25 protein-coding genes are annotated in these 23139 nt (G+C 50.6%); 13 read left to right on the top strand and 12 right to left on the bottom strand.

Annotated features, from left to right (window positions below; genetic code table 11):
• Together BG55_RS18445 and BG55_RS18440 are read right to left on the bottom strand one after the other, a co-directional pair.
• On the bottom strand, window positions 1–771 hold the full coding sequence (locus tag BG55_RS18445) for a thioesterase II family protein (RefSeq protein ID WP_052018949.1): 771 nt from the start codon (window positions 769–771) through the stop codon (window positions 1–3).
• A gap of 652 nt (window positions 772–1423) precedes the next feature.
• Complete coding sequence (locus tag BG55_RS18440) at window positions 1424–2473, bottom strand: LacI family DNA-binding transcriptional regulator (RefSeq protein ID WP_034940660.1); 1050 nt, start codon at window positions 2471–2473, stop codon at window positions 1424–1426.
• Window positions 2474–2692: 219 nt separating this feature from the next.
• Between BG55_RS18440 and BG55_RS18435 the strand changes: the two genes are divergently transcribed.
• The 7 genes from BG55_RS18435 (at window position 2693) to BG55_RS18405 (ending at window position 7453) form a co-directional block, all read left to right on the top strand.
• Window positions 2693–3130, top strand: a complete 438-nt coding sequence (locus BG55_RS18435; protein WP_034940612.1) for a PTS sugar transporter subunit IIA — start codon at window positions 2693–2695, stop codon at window positions 3128–3130.
• 13 nt (window positions 3131–3143) lie between these two features.
• Complete coding sequence (locus tag BG55_RS18430) at window positions 3144–3410, top strand: PTS sugar transporter subunit IIB (RefSeq protein WP_034940609.1); 267 nt, start codon at window positions 3144–3146, stop codon at window positions 3408–3410.
• Window positions 3411–3440: 30 nt separating this feature from the next.
• Window positions 3441–4703, top strand: coding sequence for a PTS ascorbate transporter subunit IIC (locus BG55_RS18425; RefSeq protein ID WP_034940606.1), 1263 nt, complete (start codon window positions 3441–3443; stop codon window positions 4701–4703).
• 23 nt (window positions 4704–4726) lie between these two features.
• Window positions 4727–5407, top strand: a complete 681-nt coding sequence (gene alsE / locus BG55_RS18420; RefSeq protein ID WP_034940604.1) for a D-allulose 6-phosphate 3-epimerase — start codon at window positions 4727–4729, stop codon at window positions 5405–5407.
• Between the two features lie 48 nt (window positions 5408–5455).
• Window positions 5456–5926, top strand: a complete 471-nt coding sequence (locus BG55_RS18415) for a PTS sugar transporter subunit IIA (RefSeq protein WP_034940601.1) — start codon at window positions 5456–5458, stop codon at window positions 5924–5926.
• Between the two features lie 64 nt (window positions 5927–5990).
• A complete protein-coding gene (locus tag BG55_RS18410) occupies window positions 5991–6302 on the top strand; it encodes a PTS fructose transporter subunit IIB (RefSeq protein WP_034940599.1) in 312 nt (103 codons plus the stop codon).
• 44 nt (window positions 6303–6346) lie between these two features.
• Window positions 6347–7453: a PTS fructose transporter subunit IIC gene (locus tag BG55_RS18405; protein ID WP_034940597.1), complete on the top strand. Its 1107-nt coding sequence runs from the start codon at window positions 6347–6349 to the stop codon at window positions 7451–7453.
• 132 nt (window positions 7454–7585) lie between these two features.
• On the opposite strand, the gene BG55_RS18400 is transcribed toward BG55_RS18405, so the two are convergent.
• From BG55_RS18400 to BG55_RS18380, 5 genes are all read right to left on the bottom strand, one after another.
• A complete protein-coding gene (locus BG55_RS18400) occupies window positions 7586–8593 on the bottom strand; it encodes a substrate-binding domain-containing protein (protein WP_034940594.1) in 1008 nt (335 codons plus the stop codon).
• Between the two features lie 29 nt (window positions 8594–8622).
• Window positions 8623–10032: a sucrose-6-phosphate hydrolase gene (locus BG55_RS18395; RefSeq protein ID WP_034940592.1), complete on the bottom strand. Its 1410-nt coding sequence runs from the start codon at window positions 10030–10032 to the stop codon at window positions 8623–8625.
• A complete protein-coding gene (locus BG55_RS18390; protein ID WP_034940589.1) occupies window positions 10032–11402 on the bottom strand; it encodes a sucrose-specific PTS transporter subunit IIBC in 1371 nt (456 codons plus the stop codon). Before BG55_RS18390 ends, BG55_RS18395 begins: the two co-directional genes overlap by 1 nt.
• 193 nt (window positions 11403–11595) lie before the next feature.
• The gene (locus BG55_RS18385; protein WP_034940587.1) at window positions 11596–13176 is read right to left on the bottom strand and encodes a carbohydrate porin; all 1581 of its coding nucleotides are present in this window, start codon (window positions 13174–13176) and stop codon (window positions 11596–11598) included.
• Window positions 13177–13328: 152 nt separating this feature from the next.
• Window positions 13329–14255, bottom strand: coding sequence for a fructokinase (locus BG55_RS18380; RefSeq protein ID WP_034940584.1), 927 nt, complete (start codon window positions 14253–14255; stop codon window positions 13329–13331).
• 759 nt (window positions 14256–15014) lie between these two features.
• Here BG55_RS18380 and BG55_RS21540 point away from each other — a divergent pair.
• The 4 genes from BG55_RS21540 (at window position 15015) to BG55_RS18360 (ending at window position 17770) form a co-directional block, all read left to right on the top strand.
• Window positions 15015–15518, top strand: coding sequence for a hypothetical protein (locus BG55_RS21540; protein WP_052018948.1), 504 nt, complete (start codon window positions 15015–15017; stop codon window positions 15516–15518).
• Between the two features lie 96 nt (window positions 15519–15614).
• Window positions 15615–16646 carry an IS630 family transposase gene (locus BG55_RS18370; RefSeq protein ID WP_034940582.1) on the top strand — a complete coding sequence of 344 codons (1032 nt, stop codon included), beginning with the start codon at window positions 15615–15617 and terminating at the stop codon, window positions 16644–16646.
• Entirely contained in the window at window positions 16627–17319 is a 693-nt protein-coding gene (locus BG55_RS18365) for a YPO3983 family protein (protein ID WP_084276370.1), read from the top strand. Before BG55_RS18370 ends, BG55_RS18365 begins: the two co-directional genes overlap by 20 nt.
• Complete coding sequence (locus tag BG55_RS18360; RefSeq protein ID WP_071995059.1) at window positions 17309–17770, top strand: DUF943 family protein; 462 nt, start codon at window positions 17309–17311, stop codon at window positions 17768–17770. Before BG55_RS18365 ends, BG55_RS18360 begins: the two co-directional genes overlap by 11 nt.
• A gap of 416 nt (window positions 17771–18186) precedes the next feature.
• On the opposite strand, the gene BG55_RS18355 is transcribed toward BG55_RS18360, so the two are convergent.
• Complete coding sequence (locus BG55_RS18355) at window positions 18187–18447, bottom strand: helix-turn-helix domain-containing protein (RefSeq protein WP_034940579.1); 261 nt, start codon at window positions 18445–18447, stop codon at window positions 18187–18189.
• 110 nt (window positions 18448–18557) lie between these two features.
• Between BG55_RS18355 and BG55_RS22115 the strand changes: the two genes are divergently transcribed.
• Entirely contained in the window at window positions 18558–18821 is a 264-nt protein-coding gene (locus BG55_RS22115) for a helix-turn-helix domain-containing protein (RefSeq protein ID WP_071995058.1), read from the top strand.
• Between the two features lie 301 nt (window positions 18822–19122).
• On the opposite strand, the gene BG55_RS18350 is transcribed toward BG55_RS22115, so the two are convergent.
• The 4 genes from BG55_RS18350 to BG55_RS18335 are packed head-to-tail and all read right to left on the bottom strand — an operon-like array spanning window position 19123 to window position 22410.
• Window positions 19123–19347, bottom strand: coding sequence for a hypothetical protein (locus BG55_RS18350; RefSeq protein WP_034940576.1), 225 nt, complete (start codon window positions 19345–19347; stop codon window positions 19123–19125).
• Window positions 19348–19395: 48 nt separating this feature from the next.
• Window positions 19396–19749, bottom strand: a complete 354-nt coding sequence (locus BG55_RS18345) for an AzlD domain-containing protein (protein ID WP_034940574.1) — start codon at window positions 19747–19749, stop codon at window positions 19396–19398.
• Window positions 19733–20428, bottom strand: coding sequence for an AzlC family ABC transporter permease (locus BG55_RS18340; RefSeq protein ID WP_034940571.1), 696 nt, complete (start codon window positions 20426–20428; stop codon window positions 19733–19735). Before BG55_RS18340 ends, BG55_RS18345 begins: the two co-directional genes overlap by 17 nt.
• Window positions 20429–20433: 5 nt before the next feature.
• Window positions 20434–22410 (bottom strand): helix-turn-helix domain-containing protein, encoded by a 1977-nt coding sequence (locus BG55_RS18335; RefSeq protein WP_052018947.1) that lies wholly within the window; start codon window positions 22408–22410, stop codon window positions 20434–20436.
• 201 nt (window positions 22411–22611) lie between these two features.
• Between BG55_RS18335 and BG55_RS18330 the strand changes: the two genes are divergently transcribed.
• Window positions 22612–22950, top strand: coding sequence for a zinc ribbon domain-containing protein YjdM (locus BG55_RS18330; RefSeq protein ID WP_034940569.1), 339 nt, complete (start codon window positions 22612–22614; stop codon window positions 22948–22950).
• The last annotated feature ends 189 nt before the right edge of the window (window positions 22951–23139 follow it).

The raw sequence follows: 23139 nt of genomic DNA, 5'->3' as shown, positions 1-23139 counted from the left end.
TTAAATAATCAGCGTCTGTGGTGTGCGCGCAGCAACCTGAGCGGTCACGCAATGTTTAATCACATCCGTCACCGATTGAGGATGCTGATTAAAATAAAAATGGTCACCCGGAACAATAAACGGGCTGAAGCTTCCCGATGTAACAGTGCGCCACTGTGCGGCGGCCTCCGGCGAGACATGTGGATCATCCTCACCCACCAGCGCATACAGCGGCAGGGAGAGCCGTTGTTCAGGACGATACTGATAGCGGCCAATCAGCTCGAAGTCCTTTCTCAGCCTTTTCAGAAACAGGCTGATAAATTCCTCGCTGGCGGCCAGTTTTTCGTCCACGCCGTTGAAAAAAACCATCTCTCTGGCGAATGTCTCGTCGCTCATGGCGTTCATTTTCACCACTCTGGCAGACGGGATGCTGGCCGGGGCCGCGCTGCCTGAGACGATTAACCCACGAGCGGACGTTTTCACTTTACCGGCCACTTCAAAAGCCAGCACTGCGCCCATACTGTGACCAAACAGGTAGTAATCATCACAGTTAAGGCTGTCAATTTGCTGTGCAATTTCCGTTGTCAGGCGGTCAACAGAAACGGGATAAGGCTCGCCGAAACGACGTCCTGTGCCAGGCAAACAGATGGCGTTCAGACAGACATCAGATAAAAGAAATTTCTGCCACTGCAAATAATCTTCTGCATTACCCCCGGCGTGAGAAAAGCAGAAAATTTGCGGAAGAGAGGGATTCCCTGTCGGACTTTTTTTGAACAAAACGTGATCTTTCATGAATCATCCTGTTCATAAATAATTGTGAATATTTTGTTTCAAAACCCTCCAGATTTGTTAACCAAATTATCACCGGGCTTTTTTTTCGTCAACACTAATTACATTTTTATCCTATGCCGTATCGTAAAAATGTTTGCTAAAAAGCGCAAAAAAGAATCACATTTTAAATAATAAAAAAAATAATACTCAAATATCAATACTTTATAAGAATACCCATTCCAGACATCAAAAATATCTCAAATCTTTAACTGTCCACCCCTGCTGAATTGTACTTGTTAGTACACTATTAATTTCTCTTTGGCATTAGCCCGGATGATAAGTGCAGGAGGAGGATACAAAGCCCGTGCTAATGGTTAAACCGTGAGCAGAAATGCTGAGTGCGCGAAAAATGCTCAAAAATCAGGCCTGTGACTATTTTTAATGTCGCAAACGGGGGAGCGCTTCACGGCTACAGCCACCGCTCTGCGACTGAAAGAAAATAAAGAAAACGCAGAGAGGTGACAGAAAGATGAAAGTTTCGCCTGAGCGAATAATTGCGGTTACGTCAGAATAATGAAATTAAGAAAATGATTTTCTTCACGGCGATAATCATCATTCTGCAATAAATAACGGTAGTGCCCGGCTTAAAAGGCGAACAGGAAATGACAGAAATTTAACGGGAGGTGCTTGCTCTGACGTTGAGTATTGACGGTATTTCAATGTATTTTTCACCCGGCATATCATTAAGAAGATCAAGCAGCGCTTTTCCTGCTCTGATCCCGGTTTCACGCCAGGGAAACTCAACGCTGGTCAGGGAGGGGGAGCAGACCATCGATAACGCCCCGCCGCCTAAACTGGCAACGGCCAGGGTGTGGGGAATTTTTATTCCCGCGCTGTGACAGGCCATCATACAGCCACAGGCCATCTCATCTGAGGTACAAATTAACGCGTCCAGGTCATCCCAGGTAATCATCATATCGCGGAAAATATTCACCCCGGTGGTGATGGTGGATGGCAAATGGGTGGTCACAACCCGGTGTGGAGAGCGATTAAGCGCCAGCATCGCCGTATTCCAGCCGCTTAATACCTGGCGAAACATCGTATTGTTCGCGGGAGTACAGAGCAAGGCAATGTTTTTCAATGAGGCGTCGGCCAGATGGGTAACCAGCTTTTGCATCGCCCTGCCGTAATCGACACCAACACTTAAACCAATGGCTTCGCGATTTAGCGCGCCAATATCAAGTATTGGCACATCAACATTCGACAGCAGCTGGGTACAACTTTCGATGGTGTCAGTATTGAACTGAACGATGGCGGCCGGATTGTAGGCGAGGATTTTTTCAAAGGTTTTTTGTTCGCTTTGCCCGTCATGGCCTGACTCCATAAACATCATGGTATAGCCGCGTGCGGGCAGGACCGTTTGCAACGCTTCAGACACCGTCAAAAAACCGGGCGAAGAGAACGACGGGGTGACAACCAGAATGAGATCGGAGTGCACCGAAGCAAGATTACGTGCCTGAAGGTTAGGTACATAGCCCAGTTGAGTTACCGCCGCATCAATGCGGTTGCGCAGTTCAGGGTTCACTTTTTCAGGCATTCTTAATGCGCGTGAAACCGTCATGGCACTGACGCCAACGAACTCCGCCACTTCGCTGAGAGTAATCTTGCCCGTTCCCTTACGACGTTTTTCTTTCGGGTTATCATCTGCGTCTGTAATCTGCACAAAAATATCCAACCATTTGAAAAATAATAAAATAGTAAAAGGTCATCTGTGATTTGTATTATAACTTAACACAGCCCAGGTGTATGCACAGCGGGCATTTTGTTAGCGGTAACGCGATTTTTAACATTTTTTCATGTTAGCGCTAACTCTGAGGGTTTGATCACGGTTGTGTTTTATCTGGCTGTTTATAGTTGCCCCTGTTGAGGTCATGGGGGAAATATGATTAGCGACTGGTTAACACCCGATAAAATAAGGGTTATCGACACCATTGATCACTGGAGAAAGGCAGTTCTGCTTTGCGCAGAACCGTTGCTGGCGCAAGGTTATGTGACTCCGGATTATATTGCAGCGATTATTGCAAGCCATGAAAAATCGGGACCCTATTATGTATTAGCGCCGGGTTTAGCCATGCCACATGCCCGGCCTGAACAGGGTGCCGTGAGGAATGGCTTGTCACTGCTTCATATCAGAGAGGGCGTCTCCTTTTCATCTGCTGATAATGATCCGGTCTATGTCGTCATAATGCTCTGTGCTGTTTCCGGAGAGGAACATATCACTATGATCAGCGCGCTGGCAGAGATATTCAGTGATGAAGCCAGGTTAAATCAATTGTTAAACGCAGCCGACATTAATGCCATTCAGGCAGCCATTAACTGAAAGGAGCAATCTGATGAAAAAAATACTGATCGTATGTGGTAATGGTTTGGGCAGCAGTTTTATTGTTGAAATGAATGTAAAGAAAATCCTTAAAGAACTTAATAAAGAAGCGGAGGTTAATCATACCGATATGACTTCGGCAAAAAGCGAAACCGCCGATATTATTCTCAGCGCAAAGGATATTGCTGAACACCTCAGCGGCCATTGCGCAAAAGTTTATGGCTTAAGCAACCTGCTGGACAACAATAAAATAAAAGAAATTTTAATAGAAAATATCTGAGCAACCCCTGTCTGATTGATGGAGTTTATTATGCTTCAGTTTATTATTTACGATGTACTGGGGACACCGGCGATTCTGGTCGGCCTGTTTTCGCTGATCGGCTTATTATTGCAAAAAAAGAGGGTGTCAGATGTTATTTCCGGCACGCTGAAAACCATCATGGGTTTTGTTATTCTGACGGCTGGCGCAGGGATTATCGCCACGACCTTAACCGTCTTCAGCCAGTTATTTGAACACTCCTTTCATATTCAGGGCGTTGTGCCTAATACTGATGCCATGGCGGCGCTGGCGCAGAAAAATTACGGTACAGCAACCGCGATGATTATGGTGCTGGGGATGCTGGTGAATATCGTCCTTGCACGATTAACCCCACTGAAATACATCTTTCTGACCGGACACCATACCCTTTATATGGCGGCGATGCTGGCGGTGATCCTGTCGGTAGGTGGACTGTCGACGTTCTGGGTTGTCGCTGTCGGCGCAGTGGTTCTGGGCGCAATGATGGTGATTTCCCCAGCCATTTTACAGCCGTTTACCCGAAAAATTACCAACTCTGACGATCTTGCGCTGGGCCATTTTGGCTCCACCGGTTATCTGCTTTCCGCGCTTATTGGCAAAGTGACAGGTAAGGGAAGCCCGTCTGTTGAAGAAGTGAAAGTGCCTGCCTGTCTGAACTTTCTGCGTGATTCGTCCGTCGCTATCGCGCTAACCATGATGGTTCTTTTTCTGGTGCTGGTGTGCGCGGCGGGCAGATCCTTTGTGGAGGGGACGCTGAGCGCAGGTCAGAACTACATTATCTTCGCCATTATCCAGTCCCTCACCTTTGCCGCAGGCGTCTACATCATTCTGGCCGGCGTGCGCATGGTGATTGCCGAGATCGTTCCGGCTTTTAAAGGTATTGCTGACAAATTGGTGAAAGATGCGAAACCTGCGCTGGACTGCCCGACAGTCTTTCCCTTTGCCCCCAACGCGGTGATCGTCGGGTTTCTCGCCAGCTTTGCGGCAGGGCTGGTCAGTATGTTCCTCTGCCCGCTGTTCGGTTTAAGCGTCATTGTGCCGGGTCTGGTTCCCCACTTCTTTTGCGGTGCAACGGCAGGGGTTTACGGCAACATCACCGGCGGACGTCGCGGTGCCGTTACCGGGGCCTTTGCCCACGGCCTGCTTATTTCGTTCCTGCCTGCCATTCTTCTGCCGATGATGGGCGATATGGGGCTGGCTTCCACCACCTTTGGTGACGCTGACTTCGGCGTCGCAGGGATCATTCTGAGTCATGTCATTGCATTTTTTCACTAACGGATTTGCATCGGAGGTCGTCGATGGACGCTAAATTTTCACCCTCATTAATGTGTATGGATTTGACACTGTTTAAAGAACAGATCACCGCCATGAATAACAAAGCGGATTTTTATCATGTCGATATTATGGATGGTAGTTACGTGCGTAATATCACCCTCTCGCCTTTTTTTATTGAGCATCTGAAAAAAATCACCACCGTACCGATTGACGTCCATCTGATGGTGAATCATCCGGAAGATATTATTCCCCTGTGTCTCGACGCCGGGGCTGACATTATCAGTTTCCACCCGGAGACAGCAAACAATAAGATATTCCGGCTGCTTAACCAGATCAGGGATGCGGGCAAAAAATGCGGCGTGGTGCTTAACCCGGCGACCCCGGCAGAAAATATTACCGAATATGCGCATTTACTGGATAAGGTTACCGTCATGTCGGTTGACCCCGGTTATGCAGGACAAAAATTTATTCCAGAATCCCTGAATAAAATAAAGCAGCTCATCTCTATGCGCGAAAAGCAGGGTTACCATTACCTGACGGAAATTGACGGCTCATGTAATGAAAAAACCTTCGGGCAGATTGCTGCATCCGGTGTGGATGTCTTTATCGTAGGCACCTCCGGCCTGTTTTCGTTAGATGCTGATGTCAGCCGGGCATGGGATAAGATGACAGATATTTTCTCTCGTGAAACGGTTGCCGCATAACATTTTATTTATATCTTAACTTTTACTCTATGTTAGCCGAGGTAAATTGTGGATATTTCGCAGGTACTGAATGTAAAAAACATCAAATTAAACATGACGGCGAAAAGCAAAGAAGAAGCCATTGAAGAATTGACGGATTTACTGGTGCTGAATGGCGTGGTTGTTAATAAGGATGACTTTATGCGGGATGTCTGGCTGCGTGAGGAGCAGGGTTCCACCGGATTCGAAAATCATATTGCCATCCCGCACGGAAAATCGTCGGGCGTCGCCCATACCGCACTGGCCGTCGGACGTACTCAACATAAAATCCCCTGGGAAACGCTGGACGGCAGCGATGTTCGCTGCATTATTTTATTTGCCGTCTGTCTGGTCGATCAAAATACCACGCACATTCGTTTATTATCACAGGTTTCAGCGTCACTGGCAGATGAGGAAATAGTTGCCAGACTGCTGGAAGTCAATGAGCCGCAAAAAATTATTGATATTTTTAACTCACAATCTGAAGGCATAAGCGCGTAATACCAATCGACGTGACCACTATATGGCAGCGTTAAATATATCTGAAAAATAACGGAGAATAATGATGAATATTGTCGGCGTTACCGCCTGTACGGTGGGGATTGCTCACACCTATATTGCACAAAAGAAAATTGAAATGGCGGCAAAAAAAGCCGGGCATAATGTGAAAATTGAAACTCAGGGGACCATTGGCATTGAAAATCCCTTAACAGAGGAGGAAATTGCCCAGGCAGATATTGTGCTGTTAGCAGCTGATGTAAAAGTTTCCGGAGAAGAACGTTTCCTTGGCAAGAAAATAGTTAAAGTCTCGACGGAAACGGCGGTGAAATCGCCCAATAAACTTATTCAAAAGCTCAGTGAAATAGTGACGTCATAACCGCTCACCGATGCTTATCCGCTATAAATTAAAGGGTATAATTTATGAAGATAAAAGAAATATGGAAGGCAGCCAATCCCAAAGGTCATCTGCTGACCGCTATTTCATTCCTGATTCCAATTGTCTGCGGGGCCGGTTTTATTATTGCCATCGGCATGGGGCTGGGCGGTACGGTTCAGGATACGTTAGTCGCCGGGCAGTTTGATTTGTGGCAGGCGTTAGCCACGATGGGCGCGAAGGCACTCGGCCTTCTGCCGGTGGTTATTGCCGTCGGGATTTCCGGCTCGATTGCCGGTAAGCCCGGTATCGCGCCGGGTTTCGTTACCGGGCTGGCGGCAAATGCCATCAGCGCAGGGTTTATCGGTGGCATGATCGGTGGCTATCTTTCCGGCTATATGGCGCTGGCGGTGATTAAAAACGTCAGGGTTCCGGACTGGGCCAAAGGCCTGATGCCGACGTTGATTGTTCCCTTTTTTGCTTCCATTATCAGCTGCCTGGTAATGGTCTATATCATCGGTACGCCGATTGGTCTGTTTACCGACGCCCTGACCTCGTTCCTGCGAAATATGGGCACCTCGTCCAGTCTGGTTTTAGGGGCGGTTATTGGGGCTTTGTGTATTGTTGATTTTGGCGGACCACTCAATAAAACCTGCTTCGCCTTCGTCCTGACATTGCAGGCACAGGGGATCAATGAGCCGATTACGGCGCTTCAGTTAGTTAACACGGCAACACCGATCGGTTTCGGGCTGGCGTATTTTATTGGCAAGCTGCTGCGAAAGAATATTTATCATCGCGAAGAGATCGAAACCTTAAAGTCGGCCGTTCCTATGGGGATCGTGAATATTGTTGAAGGTTCTATCCCGGTGGTGATGAATGATATCGTTCGCGGTATTTCTGCTGCCGCTATCGGTGGGGCTTGTGGTGGCGCTGTCACCATGATCTATGGTGCTGACGCCACGGTTCCTTTTGGTGGCGTGTTGATGATCCCAACCATGTCGCATCCGCTGGCGGGTATAATGGCACTGCTGGTTAATATTATGGTAACGGGCACCGTTTATGCCGTTATTAAAAAAGACGTTCCACGCGATGTTGTTTTAAATAACGATAACGAAGAGGAAGACATCGACCTGGATGATATTAAAATAAGCTGAACATATTTAAAAACCAGGGCATCTAAGAGCCTGTCCCACCAGGCTCTGAAAGAGACGGCAATAACCAAGAGCGCCTCTTTCCGTCACAACGTCAATAAATGGCTATCCGCATAACCCAGGCATGGGTGCCGCCTATTCCGAACGGTAGCGCAGCGTGGCAGGCAGGCTGATTTGTTTTTCGGCTGGCTCCTCGCCCTGAATCAGCTGGGTCAGCATGGTGAAACACTCCTGCGCCAGACGCGGGACGTTCTGCTCGACGGTATCGATATTCAGCGAGAGGGAATCATACAGATAGTGGTCGTCAAAGCTGGCAATATGTGTGTCGCTTGCCAGCAGATGGTGCTGGCTCATATAACGCAGCACCCCTTCCAGCAAACCACAGGCGGCGGTGAACAGCGCTTTCGGCGGCCGTCCCAGTCTGGCGCAAAGCGCGGCAAACATCTCATAGCCACTGCCGGGATGGTAGTTGCCGTGAATGATCCACTCGGGGCTGGCCGTCACCCCTGCCCGTTCAAGCCCCAGCATAAAGCCTGCCAGGCGATCCCGGGTCGGTGACAGGCGCGATTGCCCACCAAGAAAGTAGATTTCATCGGGATATTTGCGTGCCAGCCGTTCCACCAGATCGGCGGTGGGCGGCACCGAGTCAGTGACCACCAGCGGCAGCTGCGTATCGTTCATATAGCGGTCAAACAGCACCACCGGCAGTTGCTCACTCAGTTTTACATAGTCGCTGTCGTTGAGCATACTGGAGGCGACAATCAGCCCGTCTACCTGCCGCGCCACCAGGTTGTTGACCACCACCATTTCCTGCCCGGCGTTTTCATCGGTGCAGGCAATCAGCAGTTGCAGGCCCGCTTCGCGACACAATGTTTCCAGTTCGTGAGAGAAAACGGCAAAACCGTAGTTGGTGATTTCCGGCACCACCAGTCCCAGCGTGTGGCTGCGATCATCACGCAGCAAACGGGCATGGATACTGGGCTGATAATGATTCTGCCGGGCAATGGTCATCACGCGTTCACGCGTCTCTTTAGCCACCCGCAGCTCTTTACCGCGACCGTTCAGTACCAGGCTGGCCGTGGCTTTCGACACCCCGGCCAGCGCAGCAATATCAGTAATGGTAACTCGCCTGGTTTTTTTCACGACGTCACATCGGTTAGTGAAACAGACACTTATTCTACCATGCAGCGGCGTAACGACCAGTAGCGGGCCCGGACTTCTGCACTGCCACTCAGACGGAGATGCGCCGGTTGTGTCGGGAAGTAGCGGCTGCTCATCACCCCTTCGCCCCCGTTGATAAAGATCTCAACGCTGGAGTGGTCACAAAGAATTTGCAGACGCTGTGCCGCACCACACCAGTAGCGATACTGCCATTGGTTGGTTTCCAGACTGCGGCGACCGAGGCGCAGTTGATCCTGATGCCACTCCAGTACCAGCGTGTCGGCAAAATTAAGCGTCACCCCGGCCTCGCCTTCCAGCAGCAGTTCCAGACGCTGTGCAGCAATGGATGGCGCAGCATCAGCGGAACCGCTGTAGTGTTGCTCCTCTTCGCGCAGCGCCTGCAACTCCACCACCGGCTGCTGATACAACCGGCCATCGCGTGAGCTGAGTTCGCGCAGGCAGGTCATCTGATGGATCCAGCCATGCTTAGTGGTCGGCTGGAGCATCTCTTCACCGTCGGGTACGCCCATCCAGCCCACCAGCAGGCGGCGGCCATCGTCGCTCAGCGTGGTCTGCGGAGCATAAAATTCAAAGCCCGCGTCCAGCTCGTGGAATTCACCGTGCTGATAGCTGACCTGATGGTAATCCAGCGTGCCGCTGAGATACGCACTGGCATGAACGTTAAGGAAACGCTTCTCCTCACGGGTGATGCCCTGCGGACAGCAGATCAGATAGGTGCTGTCGCCAAGGGTGAACATATCCGGGCACTCCCACATATACCCGCTGTCACCCAGACCGCCCAGTCCGCTGCCCGCGATCTCGCCCAGGTTATGCCAGCTGTGCAGATCGTCTGACTGCAACAGCAACACCTTGCCCTGTAACTGGTGGTCCTGCGCCGCCAGCACCATAAACCAGTGCTCGCCGTGCTTCCAGACTTTGGGATCGCGCACATGGCCGGTGTAACCCGCCGGTAGCGGGATAACCGGACCAAGCTTCTTAAAGCCACCCTTGCGGTTCTGCGCCGCCAGACACTGCCAGGCGGTACGACTGCCGTCGTTAAATTTCACGTTGCCGGTGTAGATCAACGTCAGCACGCCGTTGTTATCCACCGCGCTACCGGAGTAGCAGCCGCTGCGGTCATATTTCTGCTCCGGCAGCAGCGCAATCGGCTCGTGCTGCCAGTGCAGCAGGTCCGCTGAGCTCCAGTGGCCCCAGCTTTTGTGCAGGTGCTGACAGCCGAGAGCATTCCACTGATAAAACAGATGGTAACGACCGTCAAACTGGATGAAGCCATTCGGGTCGTTAAGCAGTCCTGTTACCGGCGCAAGGTGCCAGCCAGGGTAGTGGCTGTCTTTACTTGCCACCGGTTGGCCCTTCATCACCGCCTGTAAAAAGGCGGTCAGAAGTGTTGAAGAAGACATTATTCAGAATCCGTTTTGTATTTAAGCAGGTAAGAAACCACAAAGGCGATGCTGAACGCAATCACCATGCCAATCACATAATTAAGCAGTGAACTGGCCTGCACAATCGCCATGCCCGGTAAACCGGTCAGTCCGACAGCAGTCATATAGACGTGCACCGATACCACCCAGGCACCCCCTACCGCACCGCCCACCAGGCCAGCGATAAAAGGTTTCATAAAGCGCAGGTTGATACCAAAAATCGCCGCCTCGGTGATACCTAACAGGCAGGAGAGCGCAGAAGGCAGGGCAATCGCCTTGATTTTGACATCTTTGCTTTTCAGCCACACCGCCAGACAGGCTCCACCCTGCGCCACGTTAGCCATTGCCCAGATCGGCAGCAGGAAATTCACGCCAATAGACGGATTCCCCAACAGCCCGGCTTCGATGGCGTGGAAGCTGTGATGCACGCCGGTGATCACAATCACCGAATAGAGGCCGCCAAACAGCAATCCGGCCAGCCAGCCCGCATGGGCAATCAGCGTGCTGAGCACCATTGAGATACCGTCACCCAACATGCGTCCCGCCGGACCGATGACCAGCAAGGCGACAAAGCCGGAAATGATCACCGTCAGGAAGGGGGTGAGGATCAGGTCCAGCGCATCGGGGATCACGCGTCGCAGCTGTTTCTCCAGCAGGCTCATAAACCAGACCGCCAGCAGTACCGGGAATACCGTGCCCTGATAACCGATCATCGCCACTTCGATACCAAAGAAGTTCATGGTATGGAAGCCAGCTGCCACGCTCCAGGCGTTGGTCAGCGCCGGATGGGTGAGAATACCGCCGAGCGTCGCGCCCAGATAGGGATTGCCGCCAAACTCACGCGCCGCGGTAAATCCAATCAGGATAGGCAGAATAATAAACGCCGCCGAGCTGCACATATCCAGCATGATATAGAGCGCGTTATCGGCGTGAACCCAGCCGTAGGTTTTGATCATCCCCAGCAGGCCCATCAGCAGGCCGGAGGCGACGATAGCCGGAATGATCGGCACAAAAATATTCGACAGGGTGCGGGCGATACGCTGGAACGGATTCAGCTTGCGGGCGGCGATATCGGCGGCTTCCGACTTGCTCGACTCACCTATCCCCGCCTCTTTGATAAATGCAGCATGGACTTTATTGACCACGCCGGTGCCGAAAATGACCTGCAACTGTCCGGCATTGCGAAAACAGCCTTTTACGCCGTCGATTTTACCGATGGCATCCGTATCCGCTTTGGCGTCATCCACCAGCACCAGGCGCAAACGCGTGGCACAGTGAGCCGCGCTGGCGATGTTCTCCCTGCCTCCCAGTAATGGCAGCAGCGACCGGGAAATTTGTACAAAATCCATCATAACCTCTGTCTTATTGTCTTTGAGCCTGTCTCACCAGGCGTCATTGTTGCAGGTGGTACGGAACGGCATAACGCGGGCGTGCGCGGGCGTTGTGCCGCTCCGATACGGGCAGATGAACCCGCCGCTGAAACTGGCGGTCAGCTACCCTGAGAGATCCGGATCGACGCTGGCCCCGCATGGGGCCAGCGCATCAGAACCAGGTTTCCATCTGGACACCGAAGTTCCATTCACCGCCGGCCTTGAAGCCGTTGCTGCCGAAGGCATCATCACCCGCGTAGTTGTCCAGGCGGTGATCCCAGTCCATCCAGGTGGCAAACAGTCGGATTTCAGGACGCTTCAGGAAGTCACCCACGTCGCCCGCTTTCAGCGTTGGCGCGACGGTGAACTTATAGAAGCTGCCGCTGACCGCGTTACGGTTGTTATAACCTTCCGGACGCAGGTCCATATACTGATAGCTGCCTTCGTACTGCATCTCGAAGTTCTGATTAATTTCCTGAATCAGGCGCAGGTTGGCGGTGGCCCACTGATAGCTGTCGCCTTTCACGTAGCGATCCTGGCTGGTTTGCGCCAGCACCGCCGGTGCGATATGCCAGCCGCCACCCAGCGGGGTGATGCCGTAAGTTGCCAGACGCCAGGTGTCGGCTTCCGGCAACAGCGCCCCGTCAGAACCGACGGATTTCACTTCCGCACCCAGACCATGACCATAAAGCAGCGCGGTTTTCGACAGACCTTCGCGCAGGCCATAGAAGCTGTCGTTATGCAGGCCAACCAGCGCGTGAACGCCCTCATTCGCCGCATCGCTTTTCACTTTATTGCCTTCGAGATCGAGGCGGTCATCGTTATCTTTCGCCCGCATACCGCTGACCATCACCTGCAACGGACCGTAGAAGTTATTCGAGGTCAGAATGTAGTTCTGCGCCGTGTTCTCGCTGTTTTCGATATCACCGAAGGTGCGGCCATAGACAGACAGGTTACTGTGTCCCTGATCGCTCCATTTCATATCGTAGATACCGGCACCGGTTCCGGCGAGGAACACCACATCGGAGTCAAGCCAGTGGATATCAAAGTTATCGCGGTCAAAACGTTTACCGGCCCAGACGGTGGAGTCCTTGAATGCGCCGGTAAAGGTCGGCAGATGACCGAGCTCAGCAAAAGCCTGGCGCACGTTGAGCGAACTGCTGTCGGCAGTCCAGTCGTTGTAGGTGCGCTGCCCGTCGGCCATCATCACCTTAAAGCGCGTGGTTGCGCCGTTAGCCAGCGTCTGCTTATGCTCAAGGTTCATTTCAACGTAGGTGTCCGGCTCATTGCCCAGACGACCAACATGTCCACCGGTTTCACCCGCCGGCGTCATGGTCGGGCCACCCTGGGTTTTCGCCGCCGAGCTGTTCATCAGCAGACCGGAGCGAGCATAGCCGTGGAATTCAAACCCTTCGTCAGCTGACTTTTGCGCCACCTGAGTGGCTTTTGGCTCAGCCTCAGTCACCGCTGGCTGAGGCCGGTTAGCCTGCTGTTCAAGCCGTGCGGTACGCTGCTCGACCTGAACGGTGGACGTCTGATTCTGCTGCTGCGCAGCGGCCAGTTTTTGCGCCTGTTTTTCCGCAGCTTTTGCCCGGCTTTCCGCCACGTCAGCGCGGTGTTCAGCGGCCTCAAGGCGCTTTTCCATCGCGGCGAGGCGGGATTCAATACTGCTCATATCAGAGGCCGCCCATACCGGGCTGGCCGCAGACATCAGACCAACAGTTACAGCAACAGCAAGCGTGCTTTTTTTCATTGTTTTGCATCCCTGGAGAGGAAAGGCTATCGTCACATTATTTTTGCTAAACCGGTTTAGGCGCACATCATAATCACGAGTAATTTCTTCCCGCAATGAAATTTGCTAAACCGACTTAGTGATTGTGAGACAGCTCGCAAAACGAAGCGGGATCAGCCCAGTTGCTCTTCCAGTTGCTGACGATAGGGCAGTGCGGTCATCGCCCCTTTGGCGGTGGTAGCCAGTGCGCCACAGATTTGTGCGCTGCCTAAGCGGGCAGCCAGCTGCGGTTCATTCTCTGGCAGACCATGCTGCGCCAGCCCCCACAGCAGCCCGGCGACAAAGGCATCGCCCGCGCCGGTGGTATCCACGCTGACGACCGGCAGCGTCGGATAGTGGTGAATCTCGCCGTTGTGCCACGCTTTCACCCCGGCTCTGCCCTGGGTCAGCATCAGCAGGCGGATACTGAATTTTTCCGCCAGTTGCCGCAGGCTGTCGTCAGTTTCCTCGGAGCCACTGATAAACGTCAGCTCCTCTTCCGACAGTTTCACCACGTCGGCCAGTTGCAGCGCCTGATGCAGGCAGTGCCGCAGCAAAGTGGGGTCGGCCCACAGATCGTGACGGATGTTGGGATCAAAGCTGACGTTGCCGCCTGCGGCTTTGACCTGCTCCATCGCGTTCAGGGTGGTGGAGCGCGAGGGTTCCGCCGCCAGCGCTATCGAGCAGCAGTGCAGCCACTCACCGGGCTGAAACGCCGGCAGATCCGCCTGTTCAATAAACAGGTCGGCCCCCGGACGCACCATAAAGGTAAATGAGCGCTCACCTTCTTCATCCAGCGCCACCACCACCGTAGAGGTGCGCTGCGCCGCATCCGCCCGCATAAAGGCGATATCCACCTGCTCGTCGGCCAGCGTCTGACGCATAAAGTGACCAAAGGGATCGTCACCCACCCGGCCAATAAAGCCACTGTTTCCCTGCAATCTGGCAATGCCCACTGCCACGTTGGCGGGCGCACCGCCCGGACATTGCAGTAAACGTCCCTGCCCTTCTGGTATCAGATCCACCACGGCATCACCCAGGCACCATACCCGCACTGACATGACATATCTCCTGAATCAGATTTTGCTAAATCGGTTTAGCATTTTAGGTTTTCGATTATGCCTGTCTTCATCCCTGCGGAAAAGTTTTATGTGTGAAAAATATGAAGGCGGTTCCATCCCGTCAGCAAATTCACTATGCAAATTTCGAGAAGAAGTTCTGTCAGCTCAACAACAGGGAAGAAAACGGTGGACTCTCACACCGTGTTCCACCCTTTCATTATCAAAGCGGGCATCAGCAGGCCGGGTAATAGCGTTTATAAATGTGATGGCATCGGCCAGCCAGGCCGGAGGAATAGTGTTAAAGCCAGGCTACTGCATAGCAAATACTTTGGGTTTCAGCTGGCGCGAGAGGGCGTGATTAAATGCCGAACCGCTAATGGCAGCAGGACGGTTTGCCCGGTCGCGTTGGTTATTAATAAATTATGTATCCAAAATGTTTTTCAATATATCCGGTAAATAAAACGATGTTAATATTGCAGTCGCAGCAACCGGCATGTTGACAATATTTGGGTGAAATCATCTTAGTCAGGTATGCATGGGTCATCAACCGATGAGCAGAATCTGAATTTGTCTGAATAGCTGCGCATGATACCGCTACAGATGCCATTTATGCGCAGCTGTAGAGAAAACTCATGATAAAAAAATCATCATCTGAACAATGCATTTATAACTTATATTTAAATAAAATATAAAGCACATAATTATATGGCTGCCAGGATAATTCAGCCTGAAAAATATCTATACAAGGAGAGATTAGTTATGAAGTTAACCCATTCATTAGTAAACACTCAGCAAAGTAGTCCGGCTTATCTTCCGCCAGATAACGAAACGGGAAGGGAACCAGGCGTCATCATCAAAAATTTCATTTCTGTACAAAACTCTCCGGATACAACTCTCAGGAATCGTGATGTAAAGAACAGAAGTGCAGATGTAATAAAAGCGTTTCTTAAGAAAACAGTAGCCGCTCAGAGTTATCACAAAATGTTTTCTGAAGGTTCTGATTTCAAAAAATCAGGCATTGCCCTGACCCATTCATCAGCACGAAAACCCTCACTACACTCACTGCAACATCTTGATAATGTGTCTAAAAACTATTTAACGACAATAAAAGAAAAGGTGCAAAATTTAACCTCGCAGGAAAAGGCTTTGCTAAGCAAAATAGTCAATGCAAAAATTCATTTCAGACATCAAAGTAACTCAAATCTGGTAAGTACCACTGGAACGCTTAATATTATCTCGTTAAATAAGTTGCAATCTAAATAGCTGCGCGGAATAGTAGATCACTTTAAGGGAACTCAGCCCGGATTGTGCGATCTGATCAATCGCCAAATCAAAACAAATCACCAACCGGACTGAGCGATGCCGATCATAGCACCAATACCCCGTGGCGAACGACGCCTGATGCAAAAAGCGATTCAGCGAACACGTGATAAAAATCATGCCCGCAGGCTTACCGCTATGCTGATGTTGCATCGGGGTGACAGTGTCAGCAACGTTGCCAGAACACTCTGTTGTGCTCGTTCTTCCGTCGGGCGCTGGATCCACTGGTTCACACTGTCGGGTGCTGAAGGTCTGAAATCTTTACCTGCAGGACGCTCACGACATTGGCCTTTTGAGCACATCTGTACCTTGTTACGTGAGCTGATAAAACACTCTCCTGACGATTTTGGTTATCAACGTTCACGCTGGAGCACTGAGCTGTTGGCAATAAAAATCAATGAGATAACCGGATGTCAGTTACATGCCGGAACAGTGCGTCGCTGGTTGCCCTCTGCCGGGGTGGTATGGCGCAGGGCCTCACCCACGTTGCGTATCCGCGATCCGCATAAGGACGAAAAGATGGCAGCAATCCATAAAGCACTGAAGGAATGTAGCACAGAGCATCCCGTCTTTTATGAGGATGAAGTGGACATCCATCTCAACCCCAAAATCGGTGCAGACTGGCAGCTTCGCGGCCAACAAAAGCGAGTCATAACGCCGGGACAGAATGAAAAATATTATCTGGCCGGGGCGTTACACAGCAGCACGGGAAAAGTCAGCTACGTTGGCGGTAGCAGTAAAAGTTCGTCTTTATTTATCAGTCTGTTAAAGCATCTTAAAGCGACATACCGGCGAGCCAAAACCATCACGCTAATCGTGGATAACTACATCATCCATAAAAGCCGGGAAACGCTGCGCTGGCTGAAAGCCAACCCAAAGTTCAGCGTCATTTATCAGCCTGTTTACTCGCCGTGGGTGAACCACGTTGAACGGCTATGGCAGGCACTGCACGACACAATAACCCGGAATCATCGGTGCCGGACAATGTGGCAACTGCTGAGGAAGGTTAGCCATTTTATGGAAACCGTCAGTCCATTCCCCGGGGCGAAACATGGGCAGGCAAAAGTGTAGCGGTATTAGGCGCACCTATTTAGGTGCATATACTTATCTCAGCGAGGGAACTAAAATTACCCGCCAGCAGTGTGTTGCTATCCTGTTTGATGAATTCCGCCAACTCTCCCGTCTGTTCTCAGTATTCGGACCATATCGCCATCTGATCGAAAAGATGATCACTCACATGCAAAACGGCAATGGTACTCCTTTCCGGCGGATAGAGCTGGACAGGGCATTGAAAGAGCAGATTGTTAGTGACAAAACTGAAAACAGCACACTAATGCGAATAAAAGAGGTACTTGAAAACTATATTAATTGGGAAACAAATAGCTATCCAGCAGAAAAAAAAGACGAGTTACGTAAAGCAATATCTGGTGGAAAATTGCCCAAATTTGACAGATTTCAGGATAATTATAACGGCATGGGTATTACAGTTCATGATACCTGGGCAACTTATATCACTATAAAGTCACTGCACATCAATAGTGACCACTTCCGGGCAATGGTGCATTACAAGGTACAGGACCACTTTGGTCTGGATAATGAGGATATCTCCAGTTTTAAATTTAACCATTTCCTTTTTTTTCGTATCTGGTTTGTTCTTCAACGATACAATAAATTTGGATTTAAGCCATTTATGACTAATATGGAAGCCACTATAGAAATCACCGGGAGACGTAGTGAAAACTAATCTAAAAAAAACGACACTGATTCTTTTTTCGGTTGCCGCTGCGCTAATGGGTTGTTATTTTTGGTTGACCTCCCGCTCGGGAGAAATTATTGCAGTTCATGAAGATGGTAATTACAGCTCTATTTTAGTAAAAAAATTCCCAATGACGGATAAAGGTAAAATAAACTGGTGGTTGAAAAATAAAGACATGCTCAAAAGCCACTATGATATTCCAAAACCTGCTGTCTATGGTGGCTATAATGTTACTTTTTGGGACTTTGGCGATGGATATAAAGAAAATAAATATGACAGGCTATGTTTTGATGATATGCAAGTAAAAATGAATTGCATTGATAAAAAACCACTATTTACTATAAAAAGATTTAACCATGAAAGAGAGATATTTATCACTTATGAAGGGCGCTATAAGTTGAAGGACGATGGGAAGATAATAAAAGTCAATCGTGAATAGAGCTTCTCTCCTCGCTACAAATAGCTGAATCCATGCAGCCACAGCAACAGAGTCCCCACACTTACCGATCTTATGTCAGCCAGATTAAACGATTATAGTGCCAGTGATCTGAACCAGATGATTTTGTGCAGGACATCTGTCATTAAATCCCTTTCTCTGAAACCACTATTCAGCCGACATAAATATAGTTTTCCGCTTTCAAAGAAAAGTGCTTGTCCACGATGTATTCTCGATTTCTAAGAAGGTTTAACGCCTCTGTCCACTAAACGGATTTATTGCCGAATCAGAAAATAAACCCGTAAGTTACGATTATTGATGCCACCCTGTTTGCAGCATATTGGGCGTGTAATCTCATTTACTCGTGCCAGTTACGACAATCAGTGGCGCAAAACAGCCCGGACGCGGTGCCTCTTCGATTATTTCTTAATCGGTTTAATAGCTGAAAATCTCGGCGCGAGATGACGATAAAGATCATCGGGAGCGACGCCCAACAGACTACAAATATGATAAAACTCCACGGCATCAAGTCGCCTTTCGCAACGTTCAATTCTTGATACCAACGTTTGCTCGATCCGCATCGCGTCTGCCAGCTGGGTCTGGGTGATGTTACGTTTCTTTCGGGCATCAACCAGATAGCCGATAAGTTTCTGATAGTCGTTTGTAAAAAATGAAGGCATATAAGACCTCTCAAATAGAACAAAATCGACTATCGAGCAGCTTTAATATTAGAACAAAACGTACTATTTTGAGTTTTTCATGTTAAAGGATTAACTAAAGGAGAGTTACGGTGACAGAATGGAATGACTGGCATCCATCCGAAGTTTCCGCAGCACTAAAAAAGATGGGCAGTTCCGTAGCCCGACTATCCCGCGAATCCGGTCTTGCTTCATCCACACTGGCAAATGCGCTTTATCGTCACTGGCCCAAAGGAGAGGTCATCATCGCTGTGGCGCTGGGCATCAGCCCCAGGGAAATCTGGCCTTCGCGCTATTCAATAAAACGAAGCCAGATTAAGTTGAAAAATGTACGGCAAACGAAAGAATACCCCTGATTTTCTACGCATATCTGCCAGACTCCCTGTGCACATGGCGCGGTTTTTGGAGCTGTTCAGTAACAGAGGAATAGATCGCGCGGAGAGAGCCCCAGCCTTGCTGGCGCTATGTCTCTAAACTTTCGTTAAATGAAGAATGAATACGGTGGTAAAGCAGGCTTCATCGTACAGATGCAGATGAGTGTTCGGCGGGCTGTTGGAAGACCGTCCGGTTTTCATACCAGCCCGATAAACTCAGTTCATTCTGGGGAAAAAGTGCCACTGCGTTTTAACGCGTTGTCACCATTGTAAGCGCAGGCTTTTATTCATCATCACACTGGCCCGCAACGACATAAAAACGATCCCGCTCCCGAATCACCTTAGTCTGAACATTTCCACAGTCCCACACCAGATGAAAGAACTCATCGGTGGTCACCTCCCAGTCAAGTCGGATACGGCTGTAATCTCCCTTACACAACATATTGCTGGCCTCACTGAAACAAGTTGCGCCAGTTTCATCAGAAAACCTCTGTTGGCTTTGGCTCATTTAATGCTCCTCAGATTTAGGTTAATCAGCAAACTGTACCAAACACAGCTATATGGTAAGGAACCACAGACCTGCACCATACATCGCTACTCCAGCAATCACCGCAATACCCGGATTTCTGGTAAAACGCAGTGCTGCCAGTGTTATTACAATCCCCATTCCGTAACACATTACCCTGCCGTAACCAGAAGCCATGGCCTGCTGAACGCCGGGGATCAAAGTAACAATCATAATGGCGGCCAACAGCGACGGCCCCAGCGCGGAAAAAACTGGCGAGTTCTGATCCGCTTTTTTATCAGCCTGCACCCGTTTATTGAGCATAAAAGGCAACGAGCGTAACAACCAGGTCACCATGCCCATTGCTATTATCGCCACCCACGCCTGATCAAAGTGCATAGTCATTCAGCTTTCCTCTGACAAACACCGCGCAACAACCACAGAGCGCGCCAGCAATCAGTGCCAGCGCCGTTAATCCGTGCAGATACAGCACGCCTGCCACCACCACAGAGACAATAATCGGCATACGATGTCGTGGACTGAAACTTTCCTGGACCAGCACCACAAACAGTGCAGGTAAAGCAAATGGCATGGCTTCTGCCAGCAATGGCACAGCCTTGCTGAGCTGAGTTCCGGCTACCACGCCTGATACCGTTCCAAGCACCCATGATAAATAACTGAATATTCCCAACCAGCTCAGCCAACGACTGCGGGAAGCCATCACGATGTCCGGCATCCTGACAAGCGCCGTGGCAAAAACTTCATCGGTCAGCGTGGTGGCGGCCAGCAGTTGCCTGCGCAACCCTGCCGGCAGTTGACGCACCATGACCGCCCCGTATAGCAGGTGGCGAACGTCCATCAGCGCGCACAATCCAAGCACCAGATACCATGCCGTTCCGGCCTGCATGGCAGCCAGCAATACAAACTGGCTCCCCCCGGCAAAAATAAAAGCGGACATCGCCACCACCATTGTGCCAGGTACGCCGTTAACCACTCCCGCCATGCCAAAGGCGAAAGCAATCGGCAGATAGCCGGTAACCACCGGTAAGGAGGCAAGCAGCGCCTGTTTAGCCGTTTTTTTCATCCGGCTCACAGCGCTTTTAAAACAAACAGATGCGTTCCGGCACCGCCGTCTGTTCTTCCGCAGGTTGCATAAAGGCGACGGTGATGCTGAATGCTGAACCCGGCAGTCATCGCCAGGTCGCAGAAGCAATCCGGTGAAGTCTTTTGTTCAACTTCATAGTCGAGTCCGGCAACCAGCGCTTCCAGCTCAAGAATATGAAAGCGATAAAAGACCTGTAGGGAATCAGCAGGCTGCGGCGGCAAATTCAGGCTGTGCAGCGCTTCCAGAAGACGACGGCAGCGGTATTCAGCCCGCCCTTCGTCACCGGTACGGGCTTCAAATAAGGCCTGGGGGACGTCCTTACGCAACATATGAACCAGACGTCGCTCATCCAGAGAGAGCTCACTCACTGAAACAGGCACCAGCGTATCGGCGATATATTGCAGATGATGCTGCATCAGATTAATTTTTCGCTGCCTGATGCCGGAAAAAGGGCTAATCATTTCGTCCGAGACAACAAAGATGCCGCCCTGCGCCAGCTGTCGTCTGGTCGCACCAAGAAAGGCCAGCGTATCCAGGTGATGTGATGCGCCAACTGAAATAGCCACATCGAATGGCCTGTCTGGCGGCGGAAGATCGGTGATACTGCCTTTACAGGGATGCACATTGGGAGAGTCTCTGAACAGCTTTTGTAAATGATTAAACGCCGTTTCACTCGGGTCCACCGTAGTAACCTGAAGTTCTGGCAACAACTCCAGCAGCATCTTCAACGGCAATCCCGGACCAGTACCAATATCAATGACCCGCGCCGCGCCAGAAAATTGATAACCGACCAACTGCTGCGCAATCGCTACGGACTGTTTGGCATAGGCAGGATGTACCAGTTCCCACACCGCATAGCCATCGACATCAATCCGGTCTTCAAACAGCACGGTGTCATTGTCTCGTCTGGCCGTAGGTGTCACCTCATAACAGGGCGCAGCACGCAACGGCACACAGGGGTGACCATTACGGGTCAGCACGTCGGCGGCGAGGCTGGACAGGCAGATGGTGTCTGAACGCGCCAGGCTTTGCAGTCTGTCGTAAGTCGCAGCATCCAGTCCGACCCAGGGTGAAATAGCGAGGTTGCACAGTGCCACCGCCTGCTGCAATAACGGGTTTTCTGGCATTCCCTCATCAAGCCGCGCATGACTTCCCTCACGTGAGAGACAAATTAATTTTGGTCCCTGATCCTCGACATAAAAGGTCTGCATCCCCGGTGATTCCGGCAATAATCGCTGTCGGATCTGCTCTTCAGCGCGACTGATATCCTCACAGTCAGTAAAGCAAAGCCGTACAGCGTTTATTCCCTGACGGCTTTCCAGCGCCAGACGTCGAAACTGTTGCTGTAAACCGGACCAGTCATCTTCCGTATCCGGCCATTCACGATAAATGTCATGTTCTCCAGGTGCAGCCTCAGCCAGCGTAGGATAGATAACACTGACCATCATGGAGGTTTGTTCATCAAGGCTTTGATAGAGATGGGGGGTGTCACCGGCGAAACTACAACTTTTACCCGCGCTCAGGAAAACCGGTTCCGACTGAGGCCCGGTGAGCGCACGTCCTTTCAGTACCACCACATTCTCCTCAACGCCGGGCATATGGGCTTCTGCAAGGCGTTTGGTATGCGGGGCCATTTCCATGACGTAGGTTTCGATAACAAAGGGAGAAGACTGTTTGTTAATCAGGCGAACGCTGACGCCAGACGAACTGGACTCAACCGACTGGTCCTGTTCCTGAGAAATCAGCTCACCGAACGTCACACCAAGAGCATGTGCCAGTCGCCAGACGGTTTCAATCGTTGGATTACCGCGTCCGGCCTCAATGCCGGAAAGTGTCGCCTTACCGATACCACTGGTTTCAGCCAGCCCGGACAGTGAAAGCCCACGCGATTTCCTCACTCTCGCAAGGCTCAATGAGACTGACTGACGAAACTCACTGGACAATAATAACGAATCTTCCACAACAGCCGCTCCTGAAATTAACTCATTCGTTCTTTATAAGGACCAATGTCGTTCCTTATAATGAACGATGTTACTGGCTGTCAATTGTTTCACCGAAAATTCATTGTTACGCTACCTCAGGGCCAGGTTAGCAGTAGGTTTCCAGCGGGCAAAAGGCTAGAATGCCCCCCTTTTCGTTATGGATTAAACCGGAGATTTATCATGCAAACGCTCCCCCCGTGCCCCAGGTGCCAGTCTGAATATGCCTGGCAGGATGGTACGCTTTTAAATTGCCCTGAGTGCGGGCATGTCTGGACTGATGGCGCAGAAGCAGCAACAGAAGATGCGTTAATTGTAAAAGATGCCAACGGCAATCTGTTAGCCGACGGAGACAACGTGACCGTGATTAAAGATCTGAAGGTCAAAGGCAGCTCCACACCGTTAAAAATCGGTACCAGAGTTAAAGGTATTCGGCTGGTTGAAGGCGATCACAACATTGACTGCAAAATTGACGGCTTTGGTCCGATGAAGCTGAAATCTGAGTTCGTTAAGAAAAACTGACCTGCTCTTTTGCTATATACACCCTGCACGATTTGTTTCGTTTCGCTGACGCTGGCGAACGAAACAAAACCACTGTCGCTTTACTCTCTCTGCCAGCAGTCATCACCGTGCTTTGATTTGCCGCAGGCGCAGCAAGTCGTTTTGCAACTGCATGTCACCGGACAATTATGATTGTCACGGCGGGTTGTC

This window comes from Erwinia mallotivora (genome assembly GCF_000590885.1).
Lineage (GTDB): Bacteria > Pseudomonadota > Gammaproteobacteria > Enterobacterales > Enterobacteriaceae > Erwinia > Erwinia mallotivora.
The sequence above is the reverse complement of the archived record's forward strand: the minus strand, read 5'-3'. Positions and strand labels throughout refer to the sequence as shown.